Origin of the sequence: Maribacter sp. 1_MG-2023, from assembly GCF_030547005.1 — a bacterium.
Lineage (GTDB): Bacteria > Bacteroidota > Bacteroidia > Flavobacteriales > Flavobacteriaceae > Maribacter.
The window spans coordinates 92,885-119,855 of the sequence record NZ_JAUOPN010000013.1; the positions used below are offsets into that span (position 1 = coordinate 92,885).

A 26,971-nucleotide genomic window follows, 5' to 3' on the forward strand; every position below is an offset into this window, starting at 1 on the left:
TTATGGCGTACTACTACTAACCTGTAATATTTTACCGTTATACATTTTCTGTCCCTTTAATGCAAAGTCCATTACATATTCTGCCATTTCCTTTGCACTTACCGGAGCTTCATAACCTGGGAATGCCTCTTCTAACATTTCTGTTTGTACTGCCCCCAAAGCCAATGCGTTAAATGACGGACCAGTTTCTTTAAATTCTTCAGCCAATAATTCCGTCAAAGTCAATACCGCTCCTTTACTTGAACTGTAAGCTGAAAGTCCCGGGAATTTAGCACTACCCTGTATGCCGCCCATAGAACTAATGGTAAGAACATGACCGCTTTTACTCATGAACGGAATAGCCAGTTTTGTAACAGCGGCCACACCAAATATATTTACATCATATACCGCCTTAAATTCCTCTTCTGTTATTTCTAGAAATGGTTTATTTATAAGCTTGCCTGCATTATTTACTAGCGCAATAACATTTCCCTTTTTATCTTTTAAATAATTAGACAAGTTATCTCTATCTTCTACCGATGACACATCAAAAGAAAAAGCTTCAATATTTTTATGATTAAGACTTTTAATCGGTTTTTCATTTCTAGATAGCGCCAAGACCTTATAACCGGCATCAGCTAATAACTTACTTAATTCAAAACCAATTCCTCTACTGGTACCTGTTACAATTACGTATTCCATTAATTATACTTTACTTCTTTTACCTGTGCATTAATAATACCTTCTAACATCGGTACTGATTCATTTACAATTGTTGCCATAAATTCATAATCCATCAACGATGCCTCATCACCTACTTTATGGTACTCGCCAAAATTGGTGAAATCAAAAGAACTATAAGTCTGAGATGGCACATTAAACTCATCGTGAAAAGGAGCATTATCTGATCGTCTGAACAAATTAAACTCTTTTGCTTTCGGAAGAAATCCTACTAAATTTTTATTTGCATAACCATTACTCAACTCTGCTAAACTCGATAATTCATACCCGGTTAAATAAAGACTATGATCTTTACCTACCATTGGCACCCCTACCATTTCGAAATTCAACATAGTGTACAAATCAATATTTTCAGCCTTTAATTTTTTAGCTAAATGCTTAGAACCTACCAATCCTTTTTCTTCTGCGGTGAATAAGGCAAAAATTATACTCCGTTTATTGTTTTTATACTTCCCAAAGTATTTGGCGAATTCTAGAACAGTTGTAGTGCCTGAAGCATTATCATTGGCTCCGTTCGCAATTTTATCGTTACTATCTCCACTAATCAAACCTATATGATCATAATGTGCTCCTATTAGAACAAATTCATTTTTTAGTTTTTCATCAGTACCCGGTAAAAAACCTACTACATTATAAGCTATACCGTCACTATAGTTTTCCAATGTATCTCTATATGATGCAAAATAAGGTAGAACATTATTGTTCTTGAATATATTTTGAATATAATCCGCAGCCTTTTCAATTCCCTCACTTCCAGTATCTCTACCCTGTAATTCATCTGACGTCAAGAAAATCATGGTTGCTTCTATATCAACGGATAACGCCTTAGCAGAAACTTTTGACTTTACACTTTCCAATTGAGCATTTTTCGATGCAGGCAGAACCGAACCCTTAACACCTTTAGGATTCGTTGGGTTCAAAACTGTTGATTGATCAACTTTCGCGCCACCACAACCTAGAGCCAAAGTACTTAGAAGTACAATACTTATATATTTCATAACAACATCAAATTTAGAATATAAAGATAAAAAAAAAGCATCCCGATAAAAGGATGCTTTAGCAATTCTATTTTAGAATCAAGTTCTACGCTAACATAGTAACCGGATTCTCTACAAAATATCTTAATGTCTGAAGGAACTGAGCTCCTACAGCACCATCAACAGTTCTGTGATCACAAGCAAGTGTCAACTTCATTGTATTACCTACAACTATTTCTCCGTTTTTAACAACTGGTTTTTCAACAATTGCACCAACCGAAAGTATAGCTGAGTTTGGCTGATTGATAATACTTGTAAACTCAAGTATACCGAACATTCCTAAATTTGATACCGTAAAGGTACTACCTTCCATCTCTGAAGGGGCTATTTTCTTATTACGTGCTTTACCTGCTAAATCTTTAACGGCGCTACCTATTTGTGTTAAACCTAGTAAATCTGCATGTTTTACAACAGGCACAACTAAACCTTCATCAACAGCTACCGCAACACCCATATGTATATGCTTATGATATTTAGTAGCGTCTGCACTCCAAGAAGTATTTACTTGAGGATGCTTTCTAAGTGCCATAGCACAAGCCTTTAAAACCATATCATTAAATGACACTTTGGTATCTGGCAAACTATTTATCTGAGCACGTGACGCTTTAGCATTATCCATATCAACTTCAATAGTCAAATAGAAATGTGGTGCGTTAAATTTAGAATTACCTAATGCTTTAGCAATTGCTTTACGCATATTAGAATTCTTAACTTCTTCAGTACCTTCTTCACCAGATGGCAATGCCATAGATACTGGTTGAAATGCTATTGCATTATCTGCTTTTACGTTAGAGGCAGCAACCGGTGCAGCCGTTTTACTTGGCGTGTAATTCTCTATATCTTTCTTAGTAATTCTACCGTTATCACCAGAACCCGAAACATTAGCTAAATCTACACCTTTATCTGCAGCTATTTTCTTGGCCAAAGGTGATGCAAAAATTCTTGCTCCATCCGCAACTGGCTTAGAAACTTCTTTATTATCAGATGAATCTGCAGATTTCGGCGCTTCTTTTTTGGTTTCTGTTGCAGCACTTTTTTTACTACCACCAGACCCGCTACTTAAAACAGCATCTACATCGGTACCTTCTGGCCCAATAACTGCTAAGACAGCATCTACAGGAGAAGATTCTCCTTCTTGTATACCAACGTACAATAACTTACCATTATAGAAAGACTCGAATTCCATAGTAGCCTTATCGGTTTCAATCTCTGCTAATATGTCACCTTCCTCAACATCATCACCAACTTTCTTCAACCATGTCGCCACAGTTCCTTCTTCCATGGTGTCACTTAAACGAGGCATTTTTATAATTTCAACTCCCTCAGGAATTTCACCACCGCCTTGCGTTTCTTCATCTTCTACAACCGGACTATCCTCAGACGTCTCCTCTACTGAAACTGTTGAACTACCTCCACTAACTAAAGCAGAAATATCTTCACCTTCATCACCAATAATAGCCAATAGACTATCTACAGGTGCAGTATCACCTTCTTGAATACCAATATACAATAGCGTTCCTTCATTAAATGATTCGAACTCCATCGTTGCCTTATCTGTTTCGATTTCGGCTAATATATCTCCTTCTTCAATTTTATCTCCAACGCTTTTCAACCATTTAGCTACGGTACCCTCTTCCATGGTATCGCTTAAACGGGGCATATTTACAACTATAGCCATCTAATTAAAATTTATGTTCAACAAATGGAAAATCCTCTTGTTCATAAACCATATCATACAATTGGTTTATAGGTGGATAATCTGATTCTTCGGCGAACTTTTCACATTCCTTAACCATAACCTTGACATTCTTGTCAATGTCTTTAATTTCAGCGTCAGTTGCGTATTTATTTTCTTTAATAATATCCAAAACTTGAGTAATCGGATCTATTTTTTTGTACTCTTCAACTTCATCTTTAGTTCTATAATGCTGTGCATCTGACATTGAATGACCTCTGTATCTATAAGTCTTCATTTCAAGAAAAGTTGGTCCACCACCACTACGTGCTCTTTCTATTGCCTTACTCATTTCTTGAGCAACAGTTACAGGATTCATACCATCGACAGGTCCACATGGCATTTCGTAACCCAAACCTAATTTCCATATTTCTGTAGAAAAAGATGTTCTCGCCACAGAAGTCCCCATTGCATAGCCATTATTTTCACAAATAAAGACAACAGGTAACTGCCATAACATAGCCAAGTTGAAAGTTTCATGTAAAGCTCCTTGTCTTACAGCACCATCACCCATATAACATAAGGTAACATTATCTCTACCTGCATACTTATCGCCAAAAGCCATACCTGCACCTAATGGAATTTGACCCCCAACGATACCATGACCGCCATGAAAACGATATTCTTTTGAAAAAATATGCATTGAACCTCCCATACCCTTTGAGGTACCAGTTACTTTACCGAACAACTCAGCCATAACCATTTTAGGATCTACGCCCATACCTATTGGCTGAACATGATTTCTATAAGCAGTTATCATACGGTCTTTAGAAAGATCCATTGCATGAAGTGCACCAGCCAAAACAGCTTCTTGCCCATTATACAAATGTAAAAATCCTCTTACCTTTTGCTGAATGTAAACAGCAGCTAATTTATCCTCAAATTTTCTCCAAAATAGCATGTCTGCATACCACTTTAAATACGTTTCCTTGGTGATTTTTTTCATCAATTTTAACTAAAGGTTTAAAATTCTTTATTGATAACAGAGGCAGAATGACCTAAGTATACCAGAAGAGCAAAAATACACATATAAATGAATCGATAAAAATATTAGAAGCAAATCCATTCAGAAATTACATGCTTAACAAATAAAGCATATAACGTGTTTATTTATAATACTTTTTGCAGAATTTTTTAATTAAGAAAACTGCTATTAAAGCCAAGTGGTAATAAATCTGCCAAAGAATCGCACTCTATTATACAACCGGTTTCACCCATTAAAAGAATTCTTATAGGTTCTTGCTGTCTAAATTCATATTCAGAAATAGCCTGTCTACAATTACCACAAGGCGCAGCCGGCTCACTTACTTCATGATTTAAGGATGCCGCGGTTATAGCAATCGCTTTTATTTTCATACTAGGATATTTTGCACCCGCATAAAAAACAGCAACCCGCTCTGCACATAACCCAGATGGATATGATGCGTTCTCTTGATTATTACCTTCTATAATTTCTCCATTTTCCAATAAAACCGAAGCTCCAACATTAAAACTAGAATATGGAGCATAAGCTTTTTGTCTAGCTTTTACAGCAGCTGACATTAGATTTTGATCATTATTTTTAAGTTCGGTTAACGAATCGTACACCGTAATATCAAAACTTATCTTTTTTTGGTTGATCATTTTAAAATTTATTTTTCAATCTACGAATATATACTTGTCCTTAATAATAAACGAGAATAAAAAGTTAACGCATAAAAAAACCTGCATAAAGCAGTTTTTTTTACAAAAATCTATATCTATTAATCATTATAAAGCTCTTCACCTAAATTGAATGTAAGAGAAAAACGAAGCGTATTCTCTAACGGATTTCTTACTTGCGAGGTTGAAAATAAATAAGATAGATCAACTTGTGCCGCTTTAAATTTAAAACCTGCACCAAGTGTAAAAAACTTTCTAGACCCTTTCTCTTCACTTTCATTAAAATAACCTGTTCTTAACATAAAAGCATCTTGATATACATATTCAGCACCTAAAGCCCAGGTAAATTCTTTAAGCTCTTCACTAAAACCATCTGGTGCATCAGAGAAAGAATTAAAAATACCACTGAATCCGCTTTCATTTTGATAAATATCATTATCCGCAGAAGTTATTTCACCGTCACCATCATAATCTTGAGGTGTTGGTACCAGTAACTTTGTAAATTCTGTTGTTATACCAATAACATTGTCTTGATCCAAAATAAAATCAAACCCACCACCAAAACTTAACTTACTTGGCAAAAAGTTTTCTTGTCCACCTGCATCATATTGAATTTTACCCCCAATATTAGAGAAGTTAAAACCTGCCCTCCATCTACCATCAAAATTTTTATAAGCCACCTCTTTAGACCTATAGTAACCCGCAACATCAACCGCGAATGCACTTGCCGCTTGCGAATCTACACTAGAATCTTGAAATTTTAAATTTGAACTAATGAACCTACCTCCTACAGCCATAGAGAATGTTGGACTTAGTTTTAAAGAATACGAACCATCTAAAGCAAATTCATTAGGCTTCACAATGGTTCCTATTTCATCAGGAGTTCGTCTTAACTCTATTTCACCTAACGTAAAATATCTTAAACCTACTGCAAAAGCACTTTGATTATTAATTTTATTATAAAAACTAGCGTTCAACAAAGAAATATCTGTGATAATACTTTCTAAGTAAGGAGTATAACTTACACCTATACCAATTTTTTGTTCTGCAAAAGCGAATTTAGCAGGATTCCATTGTTGAGAAAAAGCATCTGCTGAAGTTGCAACACCCATATCTCCCATACCCGCAGATCTTGCATCTGCGGCAATAGTTAGAAATGGCACTGCCGTTGTAATTACACGTTGGTTGTCTTGCGCAAAAACCTTACCTATAATTAATACAAAGAAAACTATTGAAATTTTTCGCATTAGAATTAGTTCTTTTAGTAAAAAGGATGAAATATACCTTTTAAAAATATTTACTATTATTATTTTACATGTAAACGCTGTTTTTCCCGTTATCTTGCATAAGCAACAAGAATTTTGTAAGAATTTGCCAGCAGACCAACAAACCATCTATTTCTTACCTTCTTTAATCATAAAAAATAATAGTTATTTATACTTTCTAAAAGAATTATCAAAAACCATACTAATTAGTTGTTTTAAGCGTTTACCTATTTAAGCGAGCCTAAATTTATTGACAGTTCGCCGTGAGATTTTTAAAATTATTTTCGATTGTAAAATAATCTCATAAAAACACCGTTCTATTGAGCGAAAGTGACAAACAAATTAAAAGAAATTATAGTATCATATTCTGTAGCTACCAAACTACTATAGCATATGTAAATTGAACTCAAGTCCTAATTATGAAGAAACATTTAATAAAAGTTGTACTCTCATGCACTGTATTAGTAGGAGGTTTTACAGTAAGTAGCTGTTCTAAATCCTCATCTGGAAAAAATACATCTAGAGCTACAGGTTGGAAGATAAATGCCAAAGAAGGTGGTTTTCAATATAATACCGATTTTAAAGAGCAAGAAACTGCTCCTGGATTGGTGTTTGTTGAAGGTGGTACATTTACGAAAGGTAAAGTACAAGATGATGTGATGCATGATTGGAATAACACGCCTACCTCGCAACATGTTCAGTCTTTTTATATGGACGAAACTGAGGTAACTAATGTAATGTACTTAGAATACCTTGATTACCTAAAAAGTGTTTATCCTCCAGAAAATCCAAAATACACTAACATATATGTAGGTGCATTACCAGATACTTTAGTATGGAGAAATAGATTAGGCTTCAACGAAACAATGACAAATAATTACCTGAGACACCCAGCATACGCAGAATACCCTGTGGTAGGTGTAAACTGGATTCAGGCTACACAATTTGCAGAATGGAGAACTGACCGTGTAAACGAAGTTATGCTAGAAAGAGAAGGTTACTTATCTGAAGATGCGAAATACCAAGCAGCCACAGGTGAAGTTCAAGGTACCTTCAGTACTGAAGCTTACTTAAACAGACCAGAATCTGTTTATAACGGACAAATTGATTCATTACAAGGAAAGCAGAAAAAAGATAGCACATCTACTTTCGCAAAAAGGAGTAGTGGTGTTATTATGCCAGAATATAGACTACCTACTGAAACTGAATGGGAATATGCTGCTCAGGCTCAAGTTGGACAGAGAGAATACAATAACTATAGAGGTAGAAAAAAATATCCTTGGGAAGGTGATTACACTCGTAACGGACAACGTGTAGGTAGAGGTGACCAACTAGCCAACTTCAAACAAGGTAAAGGTGATTATGGCGGAATAGCAGGATGGTCTGATGATGGTGCCGATATTACCGCACAAGTAATGTCTTATAAGCCTAACGATTTAGGTCTTTATGACATGGCTGGTAATGTTGCCGAATGGACAGCTGATGTTTACCGACCAATAGTTGATGACGAAGTAAGTGATTTTAACTACTACAGAGGTAACATTTACATGAAAAGCGCTATAGGCGAAGATGGTAAAGTTAAAATATTAAGAGATTCTATTGTTTATGATACTTTACCGAACGGAAAAGTAGTTGCAGTAAACTTACCAGGTGAAATTAAAATGGTAGCTGTTGATGAGGAAGAAACATATTTAAGAACAAACTTCTCTTCTAGTGATAACAGAGGTTACAGAGATGGTGATTCTGGTTCTTCAAGATTTTATGACAGATTTAATGACGGTGAAGAAGAAGATCCAAACAAGAAAATGTACAACTCACCTAAGCATTCTGTTGAAAGAGATTCATTAGGAAACCTTGTTAAAGGCTATGATGCTTCAAACAACAGAACTACATTAATTAATGATGAAGTTAGAGTATACAAAGGTGGTTCTTGGAGAGATAGAGCATACTGGTTAGATCCAGCACAAAGAAGATACTTGCCACAATACATGGCTACTGATAATATTGGTTTCAGATGTGCAATGTCTAGAGTTGGTTCTAAATCAAAAACAAAAAACAAAACAGTTAGAGGAAAAAAAGCTAAATAATTTTTCTTTTTACGAACTATAAAAAGCTCCTTTCTTAAGGGGCTTTTTTTTATCTTCGATTTTATGAAAATTCAAGATTTACATTCCGCTTTTCTAGCCAACCCTTATATCAGTACTGATACCAGAAAAATTAAAAAGAACGATATTTTCTTTGCACTAAAAGGAGATAACTTTAATGGCAACACTTATGCTCAAAAAGCTTTAGACAACGGAGCTGCTCTAGTTGTTATTGATGAAGAGAAATATTTTATTGATGACAGAACAATACTAGTAAAAGACGTTTTAACAACACTACAACAACTAGCAAATTTTCACAGAAGACAATCTAAAGCGCAGATTATAAGTCTAACAGGTAGCAATGGCAAAACAACTACCAAAGAATTAATTAACGCTGTACTTCGCAATACTTATAGAACAATAGCGACCAGAGGAAACCTTAACAATCATATTGGGGTGCCATTAACCTTATTAACCATTCAACCTGACACTGAAATCGCCATTGTTGAAATGGGCGCAAATCATCTAAAGGAAATTGAATTTTTATGTAAAATTGCAGAGCCAAATTTTGGTTATATCACTAATTTTGGAAAAGCACACCTAGAAGGCTTTGGAGGAATTGAAGGTGTTAAAAAAGGAAAAAGCGAATTATATGATTACCTGATTTCCCATAAAAAATCGATTTTCTTAAACGCCGACGATCCAATTCAAAAAGACAAACTAAGCACCTACACTAAAAAAATCGGTTTTAGTTGTAATGATTCTAAATATTACACTATTAAATTAATAGAAGCTCAACCCTTTGTTAATCTAATTGTAGAAAACATTAATATAGAAACGAATTTAATTGGAGCCTATAATTTCCCGAACTGCTGTGCAGCAATTATTATGGCAAAATATTTCAATGTTGAGTTAAGCGAAATAAAAAAGGAACTTGAAGAATATACTCCAGACAATAATAGATCTCAGATATTACATAATAACGGACACTATATTATTCTTGATGCTTATAACGCCAACCCTTCGAGTATGAAAGTGGCATTAGAAAATTTCAATTCGTTAAAAAAAGACCAAAAAGTTTTGATTCTAGGCGACATGTTCGAATTAGGAGAGTCTGCAAAAGAAGAACATCAAAATATTTCAGATTTAGCAACAAGCTTAAATTTTGAACAAGTGATATTGGTTGGAGAGAATTTTTACTCTACTAACTCTACTGCAATTAGACTAAAGAGTTTTGAAGAATTGAAAGCTTACTTAGTTAACAAGCCTAAACAAACGGAATCTTCTTTCTTGATTAAAGGCTCAAGAGGCATGGCTCTAGAACGCGTTTTAGACTATCTATAATATTACTTTATGACCTTCACTACACTACCACAGGTCAACATTTTATCACCGAAATATGGATTTTTAATAGCCTTATCTAAACTTAGCCAGTCACCACCAGTATTGTTATCTGCCATAGGGCAATGTTGAATATAAATTGGATTGCCGTAATCAGTTATTTGAGAAGATACAAAAATAATAGCCTTTGATAAATTCTTAAATTCTAAACGATTCTTCTCCAAATCCTTACTCTTTTCAATCATAACAAGAGATGTGATGGCAGATTTAATATTACCTTGAAGATTATTATCCATTCCTGTTTGATCTACTGAGACCAATACCTTATTCAGCTTCTCGGCGAATAATATTGACTTATCAGAATTCGATGCAACTAATTCATCCTTAAAATCAAAATAAACCTTTAAAACTTCCTTCAACTTCTGATTTTGATTTGAAGTCAATTTATTTAGATGTTCTTGCTGCTTTTTATTTTGCTTCAATTCATTATCATTAGAATACATCATAGAATTCTTTCCTTGCAACTGAGCTGCAGCATCAATAACAAAAGTACCATTGGTGACAATTTCATCACCGGTTTGCAAACCTTCTAATACTATGTAATTATCACCAACAGATTCTCCCAACTGAACTCTTAAAAGTTCAAATTCAGGTTTAACAGCATTTACTTTTTTGTAGACCACAGACCGTTCGCCTGTCCAAAGAACAGCACTCTTTGGCACCATCAATAAATTATCATCCGCACTATCAACATTTACCTTACCCTCAATAAACATACCTGGTTTCCATTTACCTTCCTTATTTGAAATATCAGCTCTAACAGAGACTACTCTGCTGCCCCTATCTAGTATAGGTTCTATGAAAGATATAGTTGCTTTAAGCGGAGTTCCTTTGAATGCTTCTGAGCTAATTTCAATTTGCTGCCCTTTTTTCAATAGTGGCATTTGATTTTCGTATGCTTGAAATACCGCCCAAACCGTTGATAAACGAGACACCTTAAACAAAGGATCACCTTGTTTAAAATAATTACCTTCAGAAGCTATAATTTCTACCACTGTACCAGCAACATCAGCAACTAAAGGAAAATTCTGAATAGGTTTACCTGTCTTTAACAAATCATCTATCTGTTGATCAGTTAACTTCCAAAGTCCCAAAGTATTTCTCGCAGCAGCATACAATTTTTCGTGAGTATCTTTATACGAAGCAGATGTCAGTAATTTATCTTGAGCCAAATACAAATCGGGACTATAAATTGTTCCTATAACTTGACCTTTTCTAACATACTCACCAATATAATTTACTTCTAATTTATCTAATCGACCATCGAATAATGTAGTCTGAGTAGCATTTGTTTTATCGTTAGAAGTAATCTCACCAGACAAGGTTACTTGTCCATTTTGTGTATTAAAACCAATAGTGCTTGTTTGAACATTTGCCAAAGCAACTGCACGCTCACTCATCTCAAAACGATTATCAGAGTCCGTACTAACTTCAACACTCATTTTAACAAGGTCCATTCCACAAATTGGACATGTTCCTTTTTCCTCACTAACAACATCTGGATGCATAGAACAGGTGTATGTGACTTTATCAACATGTGACTCAACATCAATAGATTTATCATTTTTTGACTCCCCAAAGAATAAATACCCTAACAGTAAGCCAAAAAGCAATACTGCTAAATAGACCGCGTATTTTGAATACTTTGCTAAGTTTCCCATTAGCTATTTTTTTTAAAAATTAATTCTTGCCAAAGACTATATAAAACAGGTACAATCAATAGCGTCACTAGAGCTATCAACATTCCACCAAAAGCAGGTATAGCCATAGGTATAAGTATATCTTTGCCATGCCCTTTTGCTGTTAATACCGGCAAGAGCGCCAATAAAGTAGTCGCCGTAGTCATTAAACATGGTCGTATTCTCTTTTTACCCGCATTCAATACCGCTATTCTTATTTCTTTCACTGAATTGGGCTTTTTATCTTCAAAACTTTGTTTTAAATACGTAGCAATAACTACACCATCATCTGTTGCAATACCAAACAATGCAATAAAACCGACCCAGACGGCGACACTGATATTTATGGTTCTAACATTAAATACACTTCTTAAATCATTTCCTAAAAAAGAAAGGTTTAAAAACCAGTCTTGCCCATAAAGCCATAACATCATAAAACCACCTGCAAAGGCAACTGCTACACCTGAAAATATCATTAAAGAAACTGCTAAAGACCTGAAATGCAGATACAGTATAAATAATATCGCTATTAGTACCAACGGAATAATTAAAGATAAGGTTTTCTCAGCATGAACATTATTCTCATAGGTACCAGCAAATCTATAACGAACACCATCAGGAACAATCAAATCTCCTTCTGTTATTTTGTTTTCAATAATTTCTTTCACCTTTTCTACAGCCGTAACTTCTGCAACCCCGTCTGCTTTATCAAACAAAACATAACCTGTTAAAAAACCATCCTCACTTTTAATCATTTGAGGTCCTTTTTCGAATTTAATATTCGCAAATTCTGAAAAAGGCACAGAACTGCCATCTGGTAATGAGACAATTATATTTTTTAAGTCTTTAGGATCAGACCTTAATTCTCTAGGATATCGAATAGTTACATCGAACCGCTCCCTTCCTTCAATGGTCTGGGTCAATACTTTGCCCCCTATTGCAGACTCCAACATTTCTTGCAATTCATTTATAGTCACTCCATATCTCGCTGCCCTATCTCTATCAAATACAACATTGATGTAAGGTTTTGCCACAATTCTATCGGAAAAAACCGAGGCATAATCTATTTCTATTATTTGTTTTAATTCCCTCTCCAACTCATAACCAAACTTTTCAATTGATTCTAAATCGGGACCAAAAATTTTAATACCCATTGATGAACGCATACCGGTTTGAAGCATTACTAACCTAGTCTCAATTGGCTGTAATTTAGGAGCAGAGGTAACACCAGGTATACTTGTGACTTTTACAATTTCATTCCAAATATCATCTGCACTATTTATATGTGAACGCCAATTTCTATAATATTCACCGTTGCTATCAACAATTAAATTATTTTGAGAAATACCCGATCCGGTAGCAACGAATTCTCCACCCTTAGTCTCAAACTTTCCGTCTTCTGAAACCTTAAACGAAAGAGGCTTTCCACTTTCGTTTAACATAAATTCAGTTTTATAAATTATTACGTTTTCAAACATTGACAATGGAGCTGGATCAAGTGCCGAACTAACACGACCTGCTTTACCAACAACTGTTTCGATTTCAGGAATAGATGCAACTGCCATATCTAATTGTTGCAATATTTTTTTATTTTCAGAAATACCAGAATGAGCTGTAGACGTAGGCATTAACAAAAATGACCCTTCATTTAATTTCGGCATAAACTCTTTACCAATAGATGCGTATACCAATGAACCCAATAGCAATAAAAATACAGGCAAGCTTAAAAAATAAGCTTTATGAGACATTGCCCAAAGCAATATCCTTTCATAAAATTCATGAAAAACATAAAGTACTCCCAAAATAGAGAAGACCGCCAATAGCACAAACAAAAAGTCTGAAAAATAATTATTATCGTACCCTAACGGATTCCAATAATAGGTTAGAATAAGCAGTATTGATGATACTAGATATAAAACTCTTATTCGTTTAAAATACTTTTTATCGACTACCCCATATTCTTTTAATAAGTTCAAAATCATTAAACCTAATAGCACCAGACCTATCCAAAAACCAGACAATATTAATAGTAAACCGAGTAAACCTATTAGATAAGAACCAATATTTTTTACTTTAAATTTCTTGAAGTCAATACTATACCATTTTGCAATTATTGGAGGTATAACAAATAAAGACAACAACATGGCGGCAAGCAATGCAGCTGTTTTGGTAAAAGCAAGAGGTGTAAACAATCTACCTTCTTCACCACTTAAAGCAAAAACAGGAACAAAACTTAAAATTGTTGTTAAACCAGCTGTAACTATTGCACCAGACACCTCATTAACACCTTCAATTACCACATCGTCAATTGACTTATCACTTTTATCTTGCTCAAGTTTTCTAACAATATTTTCTGACAAAATAATACCTAAATCGACCATTGTACCTATTGCGATGGCTATACCTGACAATGCTACAATATTAGCTTCGACACCAAATAACTTCATAGCAATAAAAACCATTAGCACCGCTACAGGTAATAATGCAGATATTATAATTGATATTTTTAAGTTACGTAGCATTATTAGGACAACTAATATTGCTATTAATATCTCTAAATACAGTGCCGAACTTAAAGTACCCAAAGTACTTTTTATGAGTTCGGTTCTATCATAAAACGGAACAATGGTCAATTTAGAAATAGAACCATCATTTAATTTTTTAGAAGGCATACCCTTCCCCAACTCTTTTATCTTGAGCTTGACTGATTCTATTACTTTTTGAGGATTTGAACCATATCTACTTACCACCACACCACCTACGACCTCAGCTCCTTCTTTATCTAAAATACCCCTACGTTCTTTTGGACCTAAGGTTACATTGGCAATATCTTTTACTCTAATTGGAACAAAATCATTTGAAACCACCACGGAACTTTCGATATCATCGATTTTTCTAACCAGACCCAAGCCCCGTATTAAGTACTCTGCATTATTAATCTCAATGGTCTTTGCACCAACATTCTTATTCGTTTCTCTAACTGCCTTAACAACATCTTTTAATGCAATTTGATATTGGCGCATAAGTTGAGGATTGACCTCAATTTGATACTCTTGAATATGACCACCTATTGAGGCTACCTCTGCAACATCTCGTGCAGAAGAAAGTGCATTTTTAATATAAAAATCTTGTACTTTTCTTAACTCATGCAGATCCCACCCACCAGTAACCTTTCCATTTTCATCTCTACCTTCAAGCGTATACCAAAATAACTGACCTAAAGCTGTAGCATCAGGACCCAGTTTTGGAGAAACGCCTTTAGGCAATAAATCTGATGGTAGACTACTAAGTTTTTCTAAGATTCGGCTACGGCTCCAATAAAACTCTACATCATCTTCAAAAATCAAATAAATAGTCGAAAAACCAAACATAGAAGAGCTACGCACAGATTTTACACCCGGAAGCCCTAATAGATTAGAAGTAAGAGGATAGGTAACCTGATCTTCAATATCTTGAGGTGATTGTCCCTCCCATTCTGTATAAACTATTTGTTGATTATCGCCAAGATTAGGAATAGCATCTACCGAAACCGGATTTGACCCGACCAATACATTGTCTACAGTAATTGGAACACTCATTAAACCCCATGTCAAAAGAACTAATAACATTACAAATGCAATTAGTTTATTCTTCACAAGATATTTAATTAATCCGTTTAGCATAAAACTTATAAACCTACTTGTTTATTATAAACTACAAGCCTCTGACAATAAACGTAGGAAACAAGTATAGATTGTAGAAAGAGGGCAAGTATTTATCTAGAATCTAAACAAAAAATGACCTTCTATAAATTTAAATATACTAGATAAAAATTTGTGGGATATACTGGATTCGAACCGGTGACCTCTGCCCTGTCAAGGCAGCGCTCTAAACCAACTGAGCTAATATCCCGTTAAAACTCTAAACAAGTCAACAAAGATACTACTTATCCTATTTTATTCAGAAGCGAGACTATAAAATTGTTTTGAACTAGAAATAATCCAACAATGCTACAACGCCATTATAAGAAATTACGCAAGAAAAGAAAAGTGCTGCAAAGAGTCCTAAATTAAGCCAAACTCCCGCCTTATACTTGGTCATTAAATTCTTGTTATTTATAAGAAGTATTATTCCTAATATCACCAATGGCAAAACAAACACATTAAACACTTGAGATAGTATTTGCATTTGAATAGGATTAGCTCCATATACAGGAACTATCAGCGCAAATAATGAGGCTATTGCTGTAATTATTCTAAATTGTTTTGAACTAGTATCTAACTCCCCTGATTGATAATCTGCCAATAATATTGGAGCAATTAGTAGACATGGAAAAATTGATGATAAGCCAGCACTTAATGTTCCAAAAAAGAAAAGTGTAAGGGCAAATTTACCAGCAACGGGTTCTAATGTATTCACCATATCCAATACTTGGGTTACCGGTTTCCCTTGATGAAATAAAGCTCCACAAGCTACAGCCATTACAGATGCACTAATAAAAAACACAAGCGAAGCTGCAATTATTGCATCTTTCTTTTGTTGCGATCGATTTTTTATCGTCCAACCTTTTCCCTTTACAAAAAGTGGTCTCGAAAGAAACGTAGCTGCAGCCATGGTCGTGCCTACAAAAGCAGCAACCATCATCTGACCCCCTTCAACTTTTGGTATTGTCGGTATCAAACCTTTTACAACTTCAACAGGTAATGGGTACACCATAAATAAGGAAATTATGAATGAAAGCCCCATGATAGTTACAAAAATGACCAATATTTTTTCAAAAAAGGCATACTTACCAACCATTAACAATCCATAAAATATAACAATAACAGTTATTGCTATTATTAAAACAGACTCATATTTGAAATCTACCAAATTTGGGAAATAAATTAAAAATATCTCATAAATGACATTCGCGGAAATACCAAGAATACCCATTAATGAATTCCACTGACCAAAAGAAATTCCAAGAATTATAAGAATAGCAATTAACTTACCCCACTTTAAATGTTTTTTAAAAGCATAAAGTGCAGTTTCACCCGTGACTAAAGCGAAATTACCGTAAGCATACATTAACAAACCTGAAAAAATACAACTTAAAAGTAGCACCCATAAAAGTTGCATACCATATGTACTACCTGCCACAATCATTGACGTTACACTACCAGTACCAATAGTATACCCAATAGCGAATATTCCAGGACCAAATGCCAAAACTAAAGCCAATATTTTTTTCCAAATTGATAGTTTGGCTGAATTATTCATTTTATTTATTCTTTAGGTCTATTATTATAAAAATGATTTCGAAGATTAGTAGGCAATAACTATTTAGCTTATTCTTCTAAATGTTATAGCAAAATTGATATAAGTTCTTAAAATGAACTTTCATTTTTGCTTTCGCCAATTGCGGATTCTGTTCCTCTATAGCGTCAAAAATATCTTGATGCTCTTCTATCCCTCTAAATGCCATATTTTTATCACAAACATGGTACTTCTCAAAATTTGTAAGTATTTCTGGTGTAATAATAAGCATGAAAGTGTTCATAGTACTGTTTCCGCTAGCTTTTGCTATAGCCAAATGAAATAGCAAATCTTCCTGTACTGCATCTTCACCATTCTCGACCTTTTTACGATAAGCATCCAAAGCACTTTTCAATTGCTTTAAATCTGTATCTGTTCTTCTTCTAGCCGCAAGCCTTACGGTTTTTAGTTCAAGAAGAATTCTAGTTTCTACCAATGATTTAAAATCAGGTTCTTCTAGGCGCAGAATATCGTTCACCATACCGTTCATAGCAATCTGACCTATATCTGCTACAAAAGTTCCACTTTGAGGCTTTGAAATTAAAATTCCATAAAATTCTAATTTCTGAATTGCTTCTCTAACATTGCTTCGACTAACTCCGAATTTATCTGAAAGCATTCTTTCAGACGGCAATTTATCACCAGGTTCAAGATTTTTATTATTCATTAAATCTCTAAGCTGAACTATAATCTCATTTTGTATTTCCTGATTTTCAGTCCTTGTGAGGATTTCTAATTTCATATATAACTTGCTTTAAAGGAAAATTGATTACCAAATTCGTTCACCTAAAACCATAATAACCACTTGCTAAAATAAGAAGTTTTATTTTTAACGATAATTACATATTTCAAAACAGCGAATGTTAATGAAATTTACCAGCCTTAAAAAAGACTGGTAAACTCATTTCAACAAATCTAACTCAAACAACTTTCTTATTTATACTAGGTATATTTATCTTATATCACTCATGAGTGACTTCTAACTCGTAATATTTTACTCTGGCTGATGCGCCAGCATCTAGGGTTTGCAAATAATTACCCGCTTTAAAATAATTTTCAAAAACGCTCCACTTTTGCATATGTATATCTTCATAGACAACGGAATCGGTTTCGTTTAAAATCACCTCCAACCTACCGTCTGAAGAAATAATCTCTAGAGTAAATGTATTAGCACCTATATTCTCTGAGAAAGTATGTCCTTCATTATCTTCCCAAGCATCTGTATGCAAAATCTCTTCGTCTGTAGCATTAAGGTCCTTAAGCTTTTTAGTAAGCACTCTTACTTTGCCTTTCTGCCAATAAATTTTCAACATTGGAGGAGCATTATTATCATCTTCCCCTATTAAATCTCTTTGATCATTTGTTAATCTACCGTGAATTTGCATGACCAAAGTTCTATGAAAATCACCACCAGCATCTGTAGTAATTTCTGGCACGGATAAAGTGCCCTTCATTCGACCACCTTCTGTAAAAGTCCAATTAGTACTATTACTACCAGGCACCATTTGTTCTCTTAATTCTGTTCTTGAGTAAGATGAATTAGCTGTTGAAGAACCTGGTGTTGTGTAAAATACCAAAGAACCATCAGTAGAATCATTATACATATAAGGTATCAACCTTTCATCTGTTGCATAATCTATAATCTCTGGCGGCTCCACTTCATCAGGACTACCAATTGGCAATGTTACTTTCCAATTGCTCAAATCAATACTCGGCAAAAAAAAGTCCACTCCTTCTACCTGTTCTTCTTCAATAACCACTTCCTCTTCTGGTTCAGGAGTTGCCTCTACCTCTTCTTCAACCACTTCTTCTTCCTGAACAATTTCCTCTTCTGCCGTTTCTGCATCGTTACTACAACCTACAACGGCAAATGCCATTGCAAAAGCAAAAAAATAATTTGCTATCGTTGGTTTACAAAAACGTAAAATATAATTTGTAATCATATAATTCTTATTAATGCTTTACTTCAAGTTCATAAAAACTGACCTTGGCAAATGAACCTTTATCTCTGCTTTGAAAATAATTACCAGCTTTAAAGTAATTTTCAAATACACCCCATCTTTTCATATTGAAATCATCGTAAACGGCGAATTCTGTTTTATTTAATGAGACTACCATTTTACCATCTGTAACTTTCACTTCAATTTGAAACTTACCGAAACCTACTTCTTCTTCAAAATTGAATCCTTCATCATCTGTCCAAGCTTCTTCATGCAATATGCCAAGAGCATTTACATCTGCATATTTTAATTTTTTTGTTTTGACTCTAATTTTACCATTCTGCCAATATACCTTTAATACCGGCGGCGCATTATTGTCTTTTTGCTTGATTAAATCTTTTTGATCATTGGTCAACCTACCATGAATTTGTAGAATGATTACTTTATGATATTTACCATTCTTATCTCTTGAAACCTCATCAACTGACAGTTTTGCCTTTAAAGTGCCCCCTTGCTTAAATGTCCAATTTACATTGTCATTTCCTGGAGCCATTTGTTCTCTTAATTCTGACCTAGAATATTTAGTGTTGGCAGTTGTTGCAGTTGTTGGATACGCATAAAAAGTGAGAGCTCCTTTTGTAGAATCATTGTACATGTAAGGTTTCAGCACCTCATTTGTAGCATAATTCAAAATCTCTGGCGGTGCTACACTTATTGCCCCTCCTTTACCACTACCTTCTGGTATTGTAACCTTCCAGTTACTTAAATCAATTTCCGGTAGCTTAACTTTCTTCTTTCTTTTCTTGGATTTTTTAAGTTTTACATCCGATTCTGAAACGCTACTTTTCTGATTTTGAGAAGTAGCGTTTACAGATAGAAATAGTAATACTAAAAATACCAATATTCCTTTTCGGGTGTTTTGCATGAATTACAAATTATGGATTCACTGAACGAACCTTCACATTATCTATGTATGCATCTTTTGGTGTTACCGCATAGAACATTATAGCAACTTCTCCACTGTCATTTGCAGTAAAAGGAATCTGCACTAAGGTACCTGCACCATCTGTGGTATCTGAGAACTTACCTTCTGCTACATAGCCTTCGTTAAATCCTAAATTATCCCCTATGTTGTCAACAGCATCTGCACCATCATCATACTGACCATCTAGAATTAGTCCTACTATTTTTCTACCACCAATTGGATCGGTACCACTATCGTCCTTTATTGCATATTGATATTCTAAAATATAATCTGCACCAGGAACCAAATTAAGCTCTTGATATGCATATCTAGAACTAGAAGTTCTTAAATCACCACCAGATTGACTTGATGACCATTTTGCCCCTCTTGTTTTACTACCCGTATCAACTCCATCATAATCTTGGTTAGAACCATCTGAACTAGAACCAAAAGGATTAGTTTCCCCATCCGTAAATGTTGTCCATTTCCAAAAATCTTGACCATCTTCAAAATCACCGTTCAAAATAGAAGAACCTGTCATTCTTGACATATAAATATTGTCTACCGTAATTGTTGCATGATCATTTGCTGTACCCGTACTTCCTAATTCAAAAAGGATTGTTTCAAATTGCGATACAGGAGATGAAAAATCTGTAGCCAAGTCTAAATCAAAACCTGACCACTCACCATCTGTTAAATCTAAATCATCAATTACATGACTAGTACCATTTGTACTATCTACCAAAGTTATTTTTAATTTGTCTATACCTGTAGCAAACTCAGAATATACATCAAAATGAATATCATTTGATCCAACACCGCTATAGAATGCGTCTGCTGCAACCACCTCATCACTTAAAGCAAATTCACCTACATCACTATGTAGTCTAGAAAATTCCAATAGATTGTTTCCTGAATCCAAAATTACAGCCTTACCACCTGTACCCGCTGTACCAACAGAACTAGCGTCTGTAAAAATGTTTAAAAGATTATATCTTTTAACTTCTGGTGACGCAGGAGCACTGTCAATAGATTGCACAGTATGCTCTACCGTAATATCTTCAGTTTTAACCAGATCAGTTTGCCCTGAAGCTTTAGTCGTAACGGTTATGGTATAGTCTGCAGATGCTTCAACATTAGAATAATCATATGTAGCGGATTCTCCTTGCAATGCTGTTAACGGTGTACTACCATCACCAAAATCAATTACGTACGAATCTACACCAACAGTTAACGGTGTTACCGTAACAATGGTACCATCTCCACTAGCTGATACATCAAAACTTGAAAATACGCTTCCAATAGAACCACCAGAAGAATCAACTGGCTCAATTGGCTCATAACCATCTTCATCACATGACATGATAAGACCAGTTATCAAAAGGGCACTTATTCCTTTTTTAATTAAACTCATAATATTATATTTTTTTATTTTTTGTTAGATGCTTCTTAAACAATTTAAATTTCTGTTCAAGAATATACATGATGTCTTGAAGTGTAATCTAAAAATGAAACTACTGTTAACTGCAGTGGCATTTTTAAATTACATTTTCAAGAATTTTCACTAATTCAGTCTATCAATACTAATTTTAGAGAATCTACATTCTGTTCCTGCATATTCAATATTAAATCTCATGTTCTCTGTATCATCACCTGTTGTAAAAGAGAATGATGTTTGAACGTATGATGAAGCTTGATCAGTTAACGGAATTTCTTGTAAAAGAAAATCATCTCCTGTATCTGCATCTTCTATTAATAATGTACCTGCAGAAGTACCGGTAGTTTTACTTACATACCAGAACGTTATCTCATAAGTTGCACCAGAAACCACACGGATGCTTTGATCAAGAAAGTTAGAACTGCTACTTAGTTTAGCCGCACCATTATCTTCTGGTGGTGTTGGCGAAGAACTTGCAGAGTAAGAACTAGTAGTTCCCCTATCTACACCGGCCCAAGGTGTTCTTGGATCACACAAGAAATCTGGACACTGAAAAGCCGCTACCAACTCATCTACAACCACAACATCTAATGTAACAGTTGATGTAACACCATTACCATCACTTGAAACCAAAGTAACAGGAAATGTACCTTCACCAGAAAACTGAAATGTAGGATCACGATCTGTAGAAGTTTCACCGCCACCAAAATCCCATAAATAGGAAGACGCTTCAGTTGAAAGATCAGTAAAATTTATTATAGTAAAATCTGTTTGATCCGCCGTATAATCAAAATTAGCTTCTGGAAATATCGTATCTGCCTTTGAATTAGAATCTGGCAAATCATCTCTAAAAGTATCTGAACCAACACAACCAACAAAAGAACTTGTAATTACTATACTAAAGAGTAACAGAGTTGTTTTTCGGAAAATATTTTGTTTAATTTTCATAGTTTAAAAGTTTTAAAATTTAATATCCCGGGTTTTGCGTCAAAAGTCCGCCGCTTATATTTATTTCTCTTGCCGGAATTGGCAATAATAATTTTCTAGCATCAAATACATATCCCATTTCAGCAGAATGAGCACTTAGTACAGCTTCAGCAACGCCAAACCTTAGTAAATCGAACCAACGTTGATTCTCAAATGCTAATTCCACTCTTCTTTCCACTAAAAGATCTTCTTTAGTAATGGTTGAAACAGTTGCCGGTAAACCAGCTCTATCTCTAACCGCTTGAAAAGAAGCTAATGCTGCGGCATTTGTTGTTGATGCAGAACCTGCCATTATAGCCTCTACATGCATTAAAAGAACATCAGCATAACGTAAAGCGATATAATCATTACCTGCATCACGGGCACTAGGACCATAAGAAGGTGGTGTAGTCGTAATATCAGAACCTTCCGGTAGAAATTTAATTACTTCATTTGATGTACCAAAAGTAATGTATGATTCAGCTGTTCTATCACCACCATATGCAGCAAAATCCAATACTAAATTTTCATTCACAATATTTTGGCCATCCTCTGATCCTGCACGAGTTGAAGAAGTAAATTCAGATGAAAAACTCTGACTTTCTGCACTGTTACCAGTTTCGTACTGAATAGCAAAAATGATTTCATTATTCAATTCACTATAAAAAACATCGTGAAAATCACTCTCTAAACTAAATGCACCACTATTAACTATTGACTCACATAATTGCTGTGCAGCCGCATAATTAGGAGATGCCAATGACAAATATGCTTTAGCCAAAATACCTTGTGCCGCAGCTTTAGATGCTCTTGATTTAGACGAATTATCTAAAACACTCGCAGCTTCTTGTAAGTCTGCTATGATCTGCTCATAAACTTGAGCTTCTGGAATTCTAGTAAACAACGCTTCATTATCAGTAGGACCTACTACAGTCGTAACCAATGGCACATCACCAAACATCCTTACTAACTTAAAGTAAGCATACGCTCTCAAAAATTTTGCTTCTGCAGCATATTTAGCCTGATTGCTTTCATCTGCTACATCAATAAAATCCAAGATGTTGTTGGCTCTAAAAATTACTTCATACATAGAAGCATAATAATCCTCAGATTCTACATTATTAGCATTTACAACGTATCTGTGAAAATCAGCTTTAGAACCTTCAAGTGTTGCATTTCTTGTATTATCGGTTCTATGCTCTGTTAAAAGATGCTCAAATTGTACACCTCTATTATAATCACCAATATTTGATTGTGTATTACTATTTACCCCTTGCAAGGCATCGTATATACCATATACCCCAGACAGTACATCTGCATCAGATTGAAAAAATCCGTCTACAGCAACTGCCGTATCTGGCAATGGGTTTAAAAACTCTTCAGTATCACAGGAAACAAATACGGATACCGTTACTGCAACTATTAAATATTTTATATGTTTCATCGTTTGTTTGTTTTTAGATTAAAAATCAACGTTAAGACCAACTGTAACCGTTCTAAATATTGGTGTACCTGCTCTTTGAGAACCATAAGCTCTTGGATCACTACCATCTATATGCTCTGGATTGAAACCATGATAATCATCTGCAGTGATATATAGTAAATTCTGTGCAGTTGCATAAACTCTTAAGCCACTTACTCCTATACGTTCTGCTACATCTTTTGAAAAATTATAACCAAGATTAACGTTACGTAAAGAGAAATAATCCGCACTTGCAATAACATCACTTGTCAATACTTTTTCTTGAATGAACGAAACATCAGATACTAGACCATTAGCTACCGCTTCTAACTCACCACCACTTCTTGTTCTATTACCAAACCAGTTGTAGAAATATTGATCTCCAATATTATTAACCTGAGCTCCTAAGCTACCTTGAACCATAAAAGAAAAATCAACATTTCCGAATTTAAATTCGTTAGTGAAACTGTAAACCAAATCTGGATAAGGACTACCCAAAATAGTTTTATCTTCCTCTGTAATTAATCCATCCCCATTTAAATCCTTAACAATCGTATCATCAGACTGACCATTAATTCTATTCCAAGGACTGTCAACATATGTTGTTCTAAAAGAAGTCTCATCAAAAGCCTCTTCATCAACTACGTAACCCCAGAAAGATGAAATAGGCTCTCCAATTCTGTTGATCCATTGAGAGTTTCTACCGTAAGAATCTTCTATTAAGGCGTTGTTAGAATCTCCAAAGCTTAATAATTCATTTTTATTTGTAGATGCTATTAAAGTTGAATTCCAAGAGAAATTTTCGTTAGAAACATTTCTAGTTCTTAACTCAAGTTCAACACCTTTGTTTTGAACTTCACCTAAATTAACAATACCACTATTAAACCCTGATATATAAGAAACCGGGTTGTTCAATAACAACTCATCACTTGTTCTTTCGTAGTAATCAATAGAACCAGAGATTCTATTATTAAAGAAGCCATAATCCAAACCAACAGTCAATTCCTTTGAAGCTTCCCATTGTAATAATGTGTTAGCAATATTTAGTGGAGATACACCGGCTGCAATACTGCCATCATCTATAGAATTTGAATTCTGCAATAACGCTAAGTAAGGCCAAGCATTTACAATAGCATCACCTACATTAAAGTTTTCAGCCCCTGTAAGACCATAACTAGCTCTAAACTTCATGGTATTTACAACATCGCTATTCAATAAGAAATTTTCTTTAGCAACGTTCCAACCTAAAGATACCGCAGGGAAGTTACCCCATTTAGAATCTATACCAAATACAGAACTACCATCTCGTCTAAAAGAAGCATTCACTAAATACTTTCCTTTATATGCGTAGTTAACTCTTGCAAAGTATCCTAACTTTTTAAGCTCTGTATTGGTTTCTGTAGGAAGATCAACTAAAGTAGCTCCTTGAAAGTTTTTAAGTAAATCATTAGAAAAACCACTACCAGTAGTAATACTCTCTTCAGATTTTCTTTTCTGTATAGTAGCCCCTAATAACAAGTTTAAATCGTGATCATCACCAAATGTCTTTGTATAGTTCAAAGTATTATCAGAAATAACCCTTGTTCTAAATCTATTAGCTAAATAATATGAAGCTCTTGAATTACCACTTGCGTGATGTTTTGTACCATCATATCTAGTTCTCTTTCTTTGCTCAAGAGTAACACCTAATTGCGTTTTAGCCGTAAGACCATCTAATAGCTCATAACTTAAGTATGTAGATCCAAATAATTTAGTATTATATTCAAAATGCTCTCTTTCCACATATTGAGCATATGGGTTAGAATCCCCAGAAGTACGAGGTCTACTATCACTACCATCACCATTAATATCCAATTCTACTAAATGGTTTTCGTAAAAGTAATCACCAACTCCAACATCTGGATAAACATCTCTATTTATAAACTGAAGTGATTCTTCTGTATGATAAATAGGTAACCATGGAGATTGACGTGTAGGATTATGAATAGAAGTTGGCAATCTTCTTTGTTTTGTATAAGAAGGAGTAGCTCTAATACCAAATCTTGCTCTTTCACCAATTTTTGAATCCACTTTCATATTAGCAGAGAACAATTTATAGTCATCTGTAATAACAACACCTTCATCATGAAGATACCTTAAAGATGTACTAAACTTAGTATCTTCCGAACCACCTCTAGCAGATAAAGAATGACTAGTTATAGCACCTCCGTCAAAGAAAACATCTTGCCAATCTCTATCAACACCTGTAGCCTGCACTAACAATTGCGCATACTGAGTTTCATTTGAAAGAGTACCTGTTGCAGCTTGTTCTATTTTAGCCCATTCAGATACACTTTTTCTGTAATCATCACTACCATGGGCACTTTTAATACCTGTGTAAGTCTGATAGCTGAATTTAGTTTTACCGGCCTTACCGCTTTTGGTAGTAATTAAAATTACACCGTTAGAACCTTCACTACCATAAATTGCAGCAGAGGCAGCATCTTTTAATACCTCAAAAGATTCTACATCATTCATATCAAGGTTACCAAGAAACTCTGAACTTACTACAACCCCATCAATTACCAATGCAGGACCAGAATCAGCAGTTACCGAACCAATACCTCTAATAGTAATGGTCGGTGCTCCACCAGCTTCAGCGTTTGTTGCCTGAATGTTCACCCCAGATACCTGACCTATTAAAGCGTCATCAACCCTTGATACCGCAATTTGATCCAAAGTTTCATTCGTCACCTTAGAAATAGAACCTGTAATTGTAGATTTCTTCTGGGTACCATACCCTACTACTACTACTTCATCAAGCTGACTTGCATCTTCTTTCAAAGTAACACCTACAGTTTTTTGAGCTACAATAGCTATTGTTTCTGTTGTATAACCTATATAAGAGAAACGTAACATATCACCACTGGTTACCTGAATGGTGAAATTTCCGTCAAAATCACTTTGAGTACCTCTTGTTGTATTTGCAACAACAATATTTGCGCCAGGTATTGGCACATTGTTTGCATCTGTTACCGTACCTGATAGATCATAGGTATCTTGTGCAAATAATTGAATGTTGACCAGCAACATTACAACCATAAAAATTTTTAGTTTAAAATTCATCTGTGTTAAATTAAGTTAGTTCTATTGAATTGGCTTTAGCCATCTTTTTGATCTACTTAAAATGCGATTACATATTTCGCATCATGATCTTCAATTTGCCAATACTCAAGCTTCCATATTAAATCAATGAAAATTCCTATTTTTACAGGAAATGTGTATTTAGCAATATTTACATGTTTCTTCTTTACTTCCCTTCAAAACGAAGTAATTTTTAATCTAAAAGGATGGGCGAGCACCCGTCCTTTTTTTATGCAATT

General features: G+C 34.6%; 18 protein-coding genes and 1 tRNA gene. 2 read left to right on the top strand and 17 right to left on the bottom strand.

Annotated features, from left to right (window positions below; translation table 11 throughout):
- From Q4500_RS14470 to porV, 6 genes are all read right to left on the bottom strand, one after another.
- Positions 1 to 681, bottom strand: a complete 681-nt coding sequence (locus Q4500_RS14470; RefSeq protein ID WP_303600339.1) for an SDR family oxidoreductase — start codon at positions 679 to 681, stop codon at positions 1 to 3.
- Positions 681 to 1,718, bottom strand: coding sequence for a M28 family peptidase (locus Q4500_RS14475; RefSeq protein ID WP_303600340.1), 1,038 nt, complete (start codon positions 1,716 to 1,718; stop codon positions 681 to 683). The genes Q4500_RS14470 and Q4500_RS14475 overlap by 1 nt, the downstream gene beginning before the upstream one ends.
- A gap of 85 nt (positions 1,719 to 1,803) precedes the next feature.
- Positions 1,804 to 3,435, bottom strand: coding sequence for a pyruvate dehydrogenase complex dihydrolipoamide acetyltransferase (locus Q4500_RS14480; RefSeq protein WP_303600341.1), 1,632 nt, complete (start codon positions 3,433 to 3,435; stop codon positions 1,804 to 1,806).
- Positions 3,436 to 3,439: 4 nt separating this feature from the next.
- Entirely contained in the window at positions 3,440 to 4,438 is a 999-nt protein-coding gene (gene pdhA / locus Q4500_RS14485; protein WP_303600342.1) for a pyruvate dehydrogenase (acetyl-transferring) E1 component subunit alpha, read from the bottom strand.
- A gap of 188 nt (positions 4,439 to 4,626) precedes the next feature.
- Positions 4,627 to 5,112 carry a cytidine deaminase gene (gene cdd, locus Q4500_RS14490; protein WP_303600366.1) on the bottom strand — a complete coding sequence of 162 codons (486 nt, stop codon included), beginning with the start codon at positions 5,110 to 5,112 and terminating at the stop codon, positions 4,627 to 4,629.
- Positions 5,113 to 5,234: 122 nt separating this feature from the next.
- On the bottom strand, positions 5,235 to 6,380 hold the full coding sequence (gene porV / locus Q4500_RS14495) for a type IX secretion system outer membrane channel protein PorV (protein ID WP_303600343.1): 1,146 nt from the start codon (positions 6,378 to 6,380) through the stop codon (positions 5,235 to 5,237).
- Positions 6,381 to 6,817: 437 nt separating this feature from the next.
- Between porV and gldJ the strand changes: the two genes are divergently transcribed.
- Positions 6,818 to 8,485, top strand: coding sequence for a gliding motility lipoprotein GldJ (gene gldJ, locus Q4500_RS14500; RefSeq protein ID WP_303600344.1), 1,668 nt, complete (start codon positions 6,818 to 6,820; stop codon positions 8,483 to 8,485).
- A 63-nt stretch (positions 8,486 to 8,548) separates the two neighbouring features.
- Complete coding sequence (gene murF / locus Q4500_RS14505) at positions 8,549 to 9,826, top strand: UDP-N-acetylmuramoyl-tripeptide--D-alanyl-D-alanine ligase (protein ID WP_303600345.1); 1,278 nt, start codon at positions 8,549 to 8,551, stop codon at positions 9,824 to 9,826.
- 2 nt (positions 9,827 to 9,828) lie between these two features.
- Here murF and Q4500_RS14510 read toward each other — a convergent pair whose 3' ends face one another.
- The 11 genes from Q4500_RS14510 to Q4500_RS14560 form a co-directional block, all read right to left on the bottom strand.
- Positions 9,829 to 11,544 (bottom strand): efflux RND transporter periplasmic adaptor subunit, encoded by a 1,716-nt coding sequence (locus Q4500_RS14510; RefSeq protein ID WP_303600346.1) that lies wholly within the window; start codon positions 11,542 to 11,544, stop codon positions 9,829 to 9,831.
- On the bottom strand, positions 11,544 to 15,224 hold the full coding sequence (locus tag Q4500_RS14515; RefSeq protein ID WP_303600347.1) for an efflux RND transporter permease subunit: 3,681 nt from the start codon (positions 15,222 to 15,224) through the stop codon (positions 11,544 to 11,546). The genes Q4500_RS14510 and Q4500_RS14515 overlap by 1 nt, the downstream gene beginning before the upstream one ends.
- Positions 15,225 to 15,378: 154 nt before the next feature.
- Positions 15,379 to 15,453, bottom strand: a tRNA-Val gene (locus tag Q4500_RS14520).
- 78 nt (positions 15,454 to 15,531) lie between these two features.
- The gene (locus Q4500_RS14525) at positions 15,532 to 16,803 is read right to left on the bottom strand and encodes an Nramp family divalent metal transporter (RefSeq protein WP_303600348.1); all 1,272 of its coding nucleotides are present in this window, start codon (positions 16,801 to 16,803) and stop codon (positions 15,532 to 15,534) included.
- 76 nt (positions 16,804 to 16,879) lie between these two features.
- Positions 16,880 to 17,581 (bottom strand): FadR/GntR family transcriptional regulator, encoded by a 702-nt coding sequence (locus Q4500_RS14530; protein WP_303600349.1) that lies wholly within the window; start codon positions 17,579 to 17,581, stop codon positions 16,880 to 16,882.
- Positions 17,582 to 17,801: 220 nt separating this feature from the next.
- The gene (locus Q4500_RS14535) at positions 17,802 to 18,782 is read right to left on the bottom strand and encodes a polysaccharide lyase family 7 protein (RefSeq protein ID WP_303600350.1); all 981 of its coding nucleotides are present in this window, start codon (positions 18,780 to 18,782) and stop codon (positions 17,802 to 17,804) included.
- Positions 18,783 to 18,792: 10 nt separating this feature from the next.
- Positions 18,793 to 19,704, bottom strand: coding sequence for a polysaccharide lyase family 7 protein (locus Q4500_RS14540; RefSeq protein WP_303600351.1), 912 nt, complete (start codon positions 19,702 to 19,704; stop codon positions 18,793 to 18,795).
- Between the two features lie 10 nt (positions 19,705 to 19,714).
- Complete coding sequence (locus tag Q4500_RS14545; protein ID WP_303600352.1) at positions 19,715 to 21,157, bottom strand: hypothetical protein; 1,443 nt, start codon at positions 21,155 to 21,157, stop codon at positions 19,715 to 19,717.
- Positions 21,158 to 21,307: 150 nt separating this feature from the next.
- Positions 21,308 to 22,129, bottom strand: coding sequence for a PKD domain-containing protein (locus tag Q4500_RS14550; RefSeq protein ID WP_303600353.1), 822 nt, complete (start codon positions 22,127 to 22,129; stop codon positions 21,308 to 21,310).
- Between the two features lie 19 nt (positions 22,130 to 22,148).
- Positions 22,149 to 23,591 (bottom strand): RagB/SusD family nutrient uptake outer membrane protein, encoded by a 1,443-nt coding sequence (locus Q4500_RS14555; RefSeq protein WP_303600354.1) that lies wholly within the window; start codon positions 23,589 to 23,591, stop codon positions 22,149 to 22,151.
- An 18-nt stretch (positions 23,592 to 23,609) separates the two neighbouring features.
- The gene (locus Q4500_RS14560; protein WP_303600355.1) at positions 23,610 to 26,714 is read right to left on the bottom strand and encodes a TonB-dependent receptor; all 3,105 of its coding nucleotides are present in this window, start codon (positions 26,712 to 26,714) and stop codon (positions 23,610 to 23,612) included.
- Between the last annotated feature and the right edge of the window lie 257 nt (positions 26,715 to 26,971).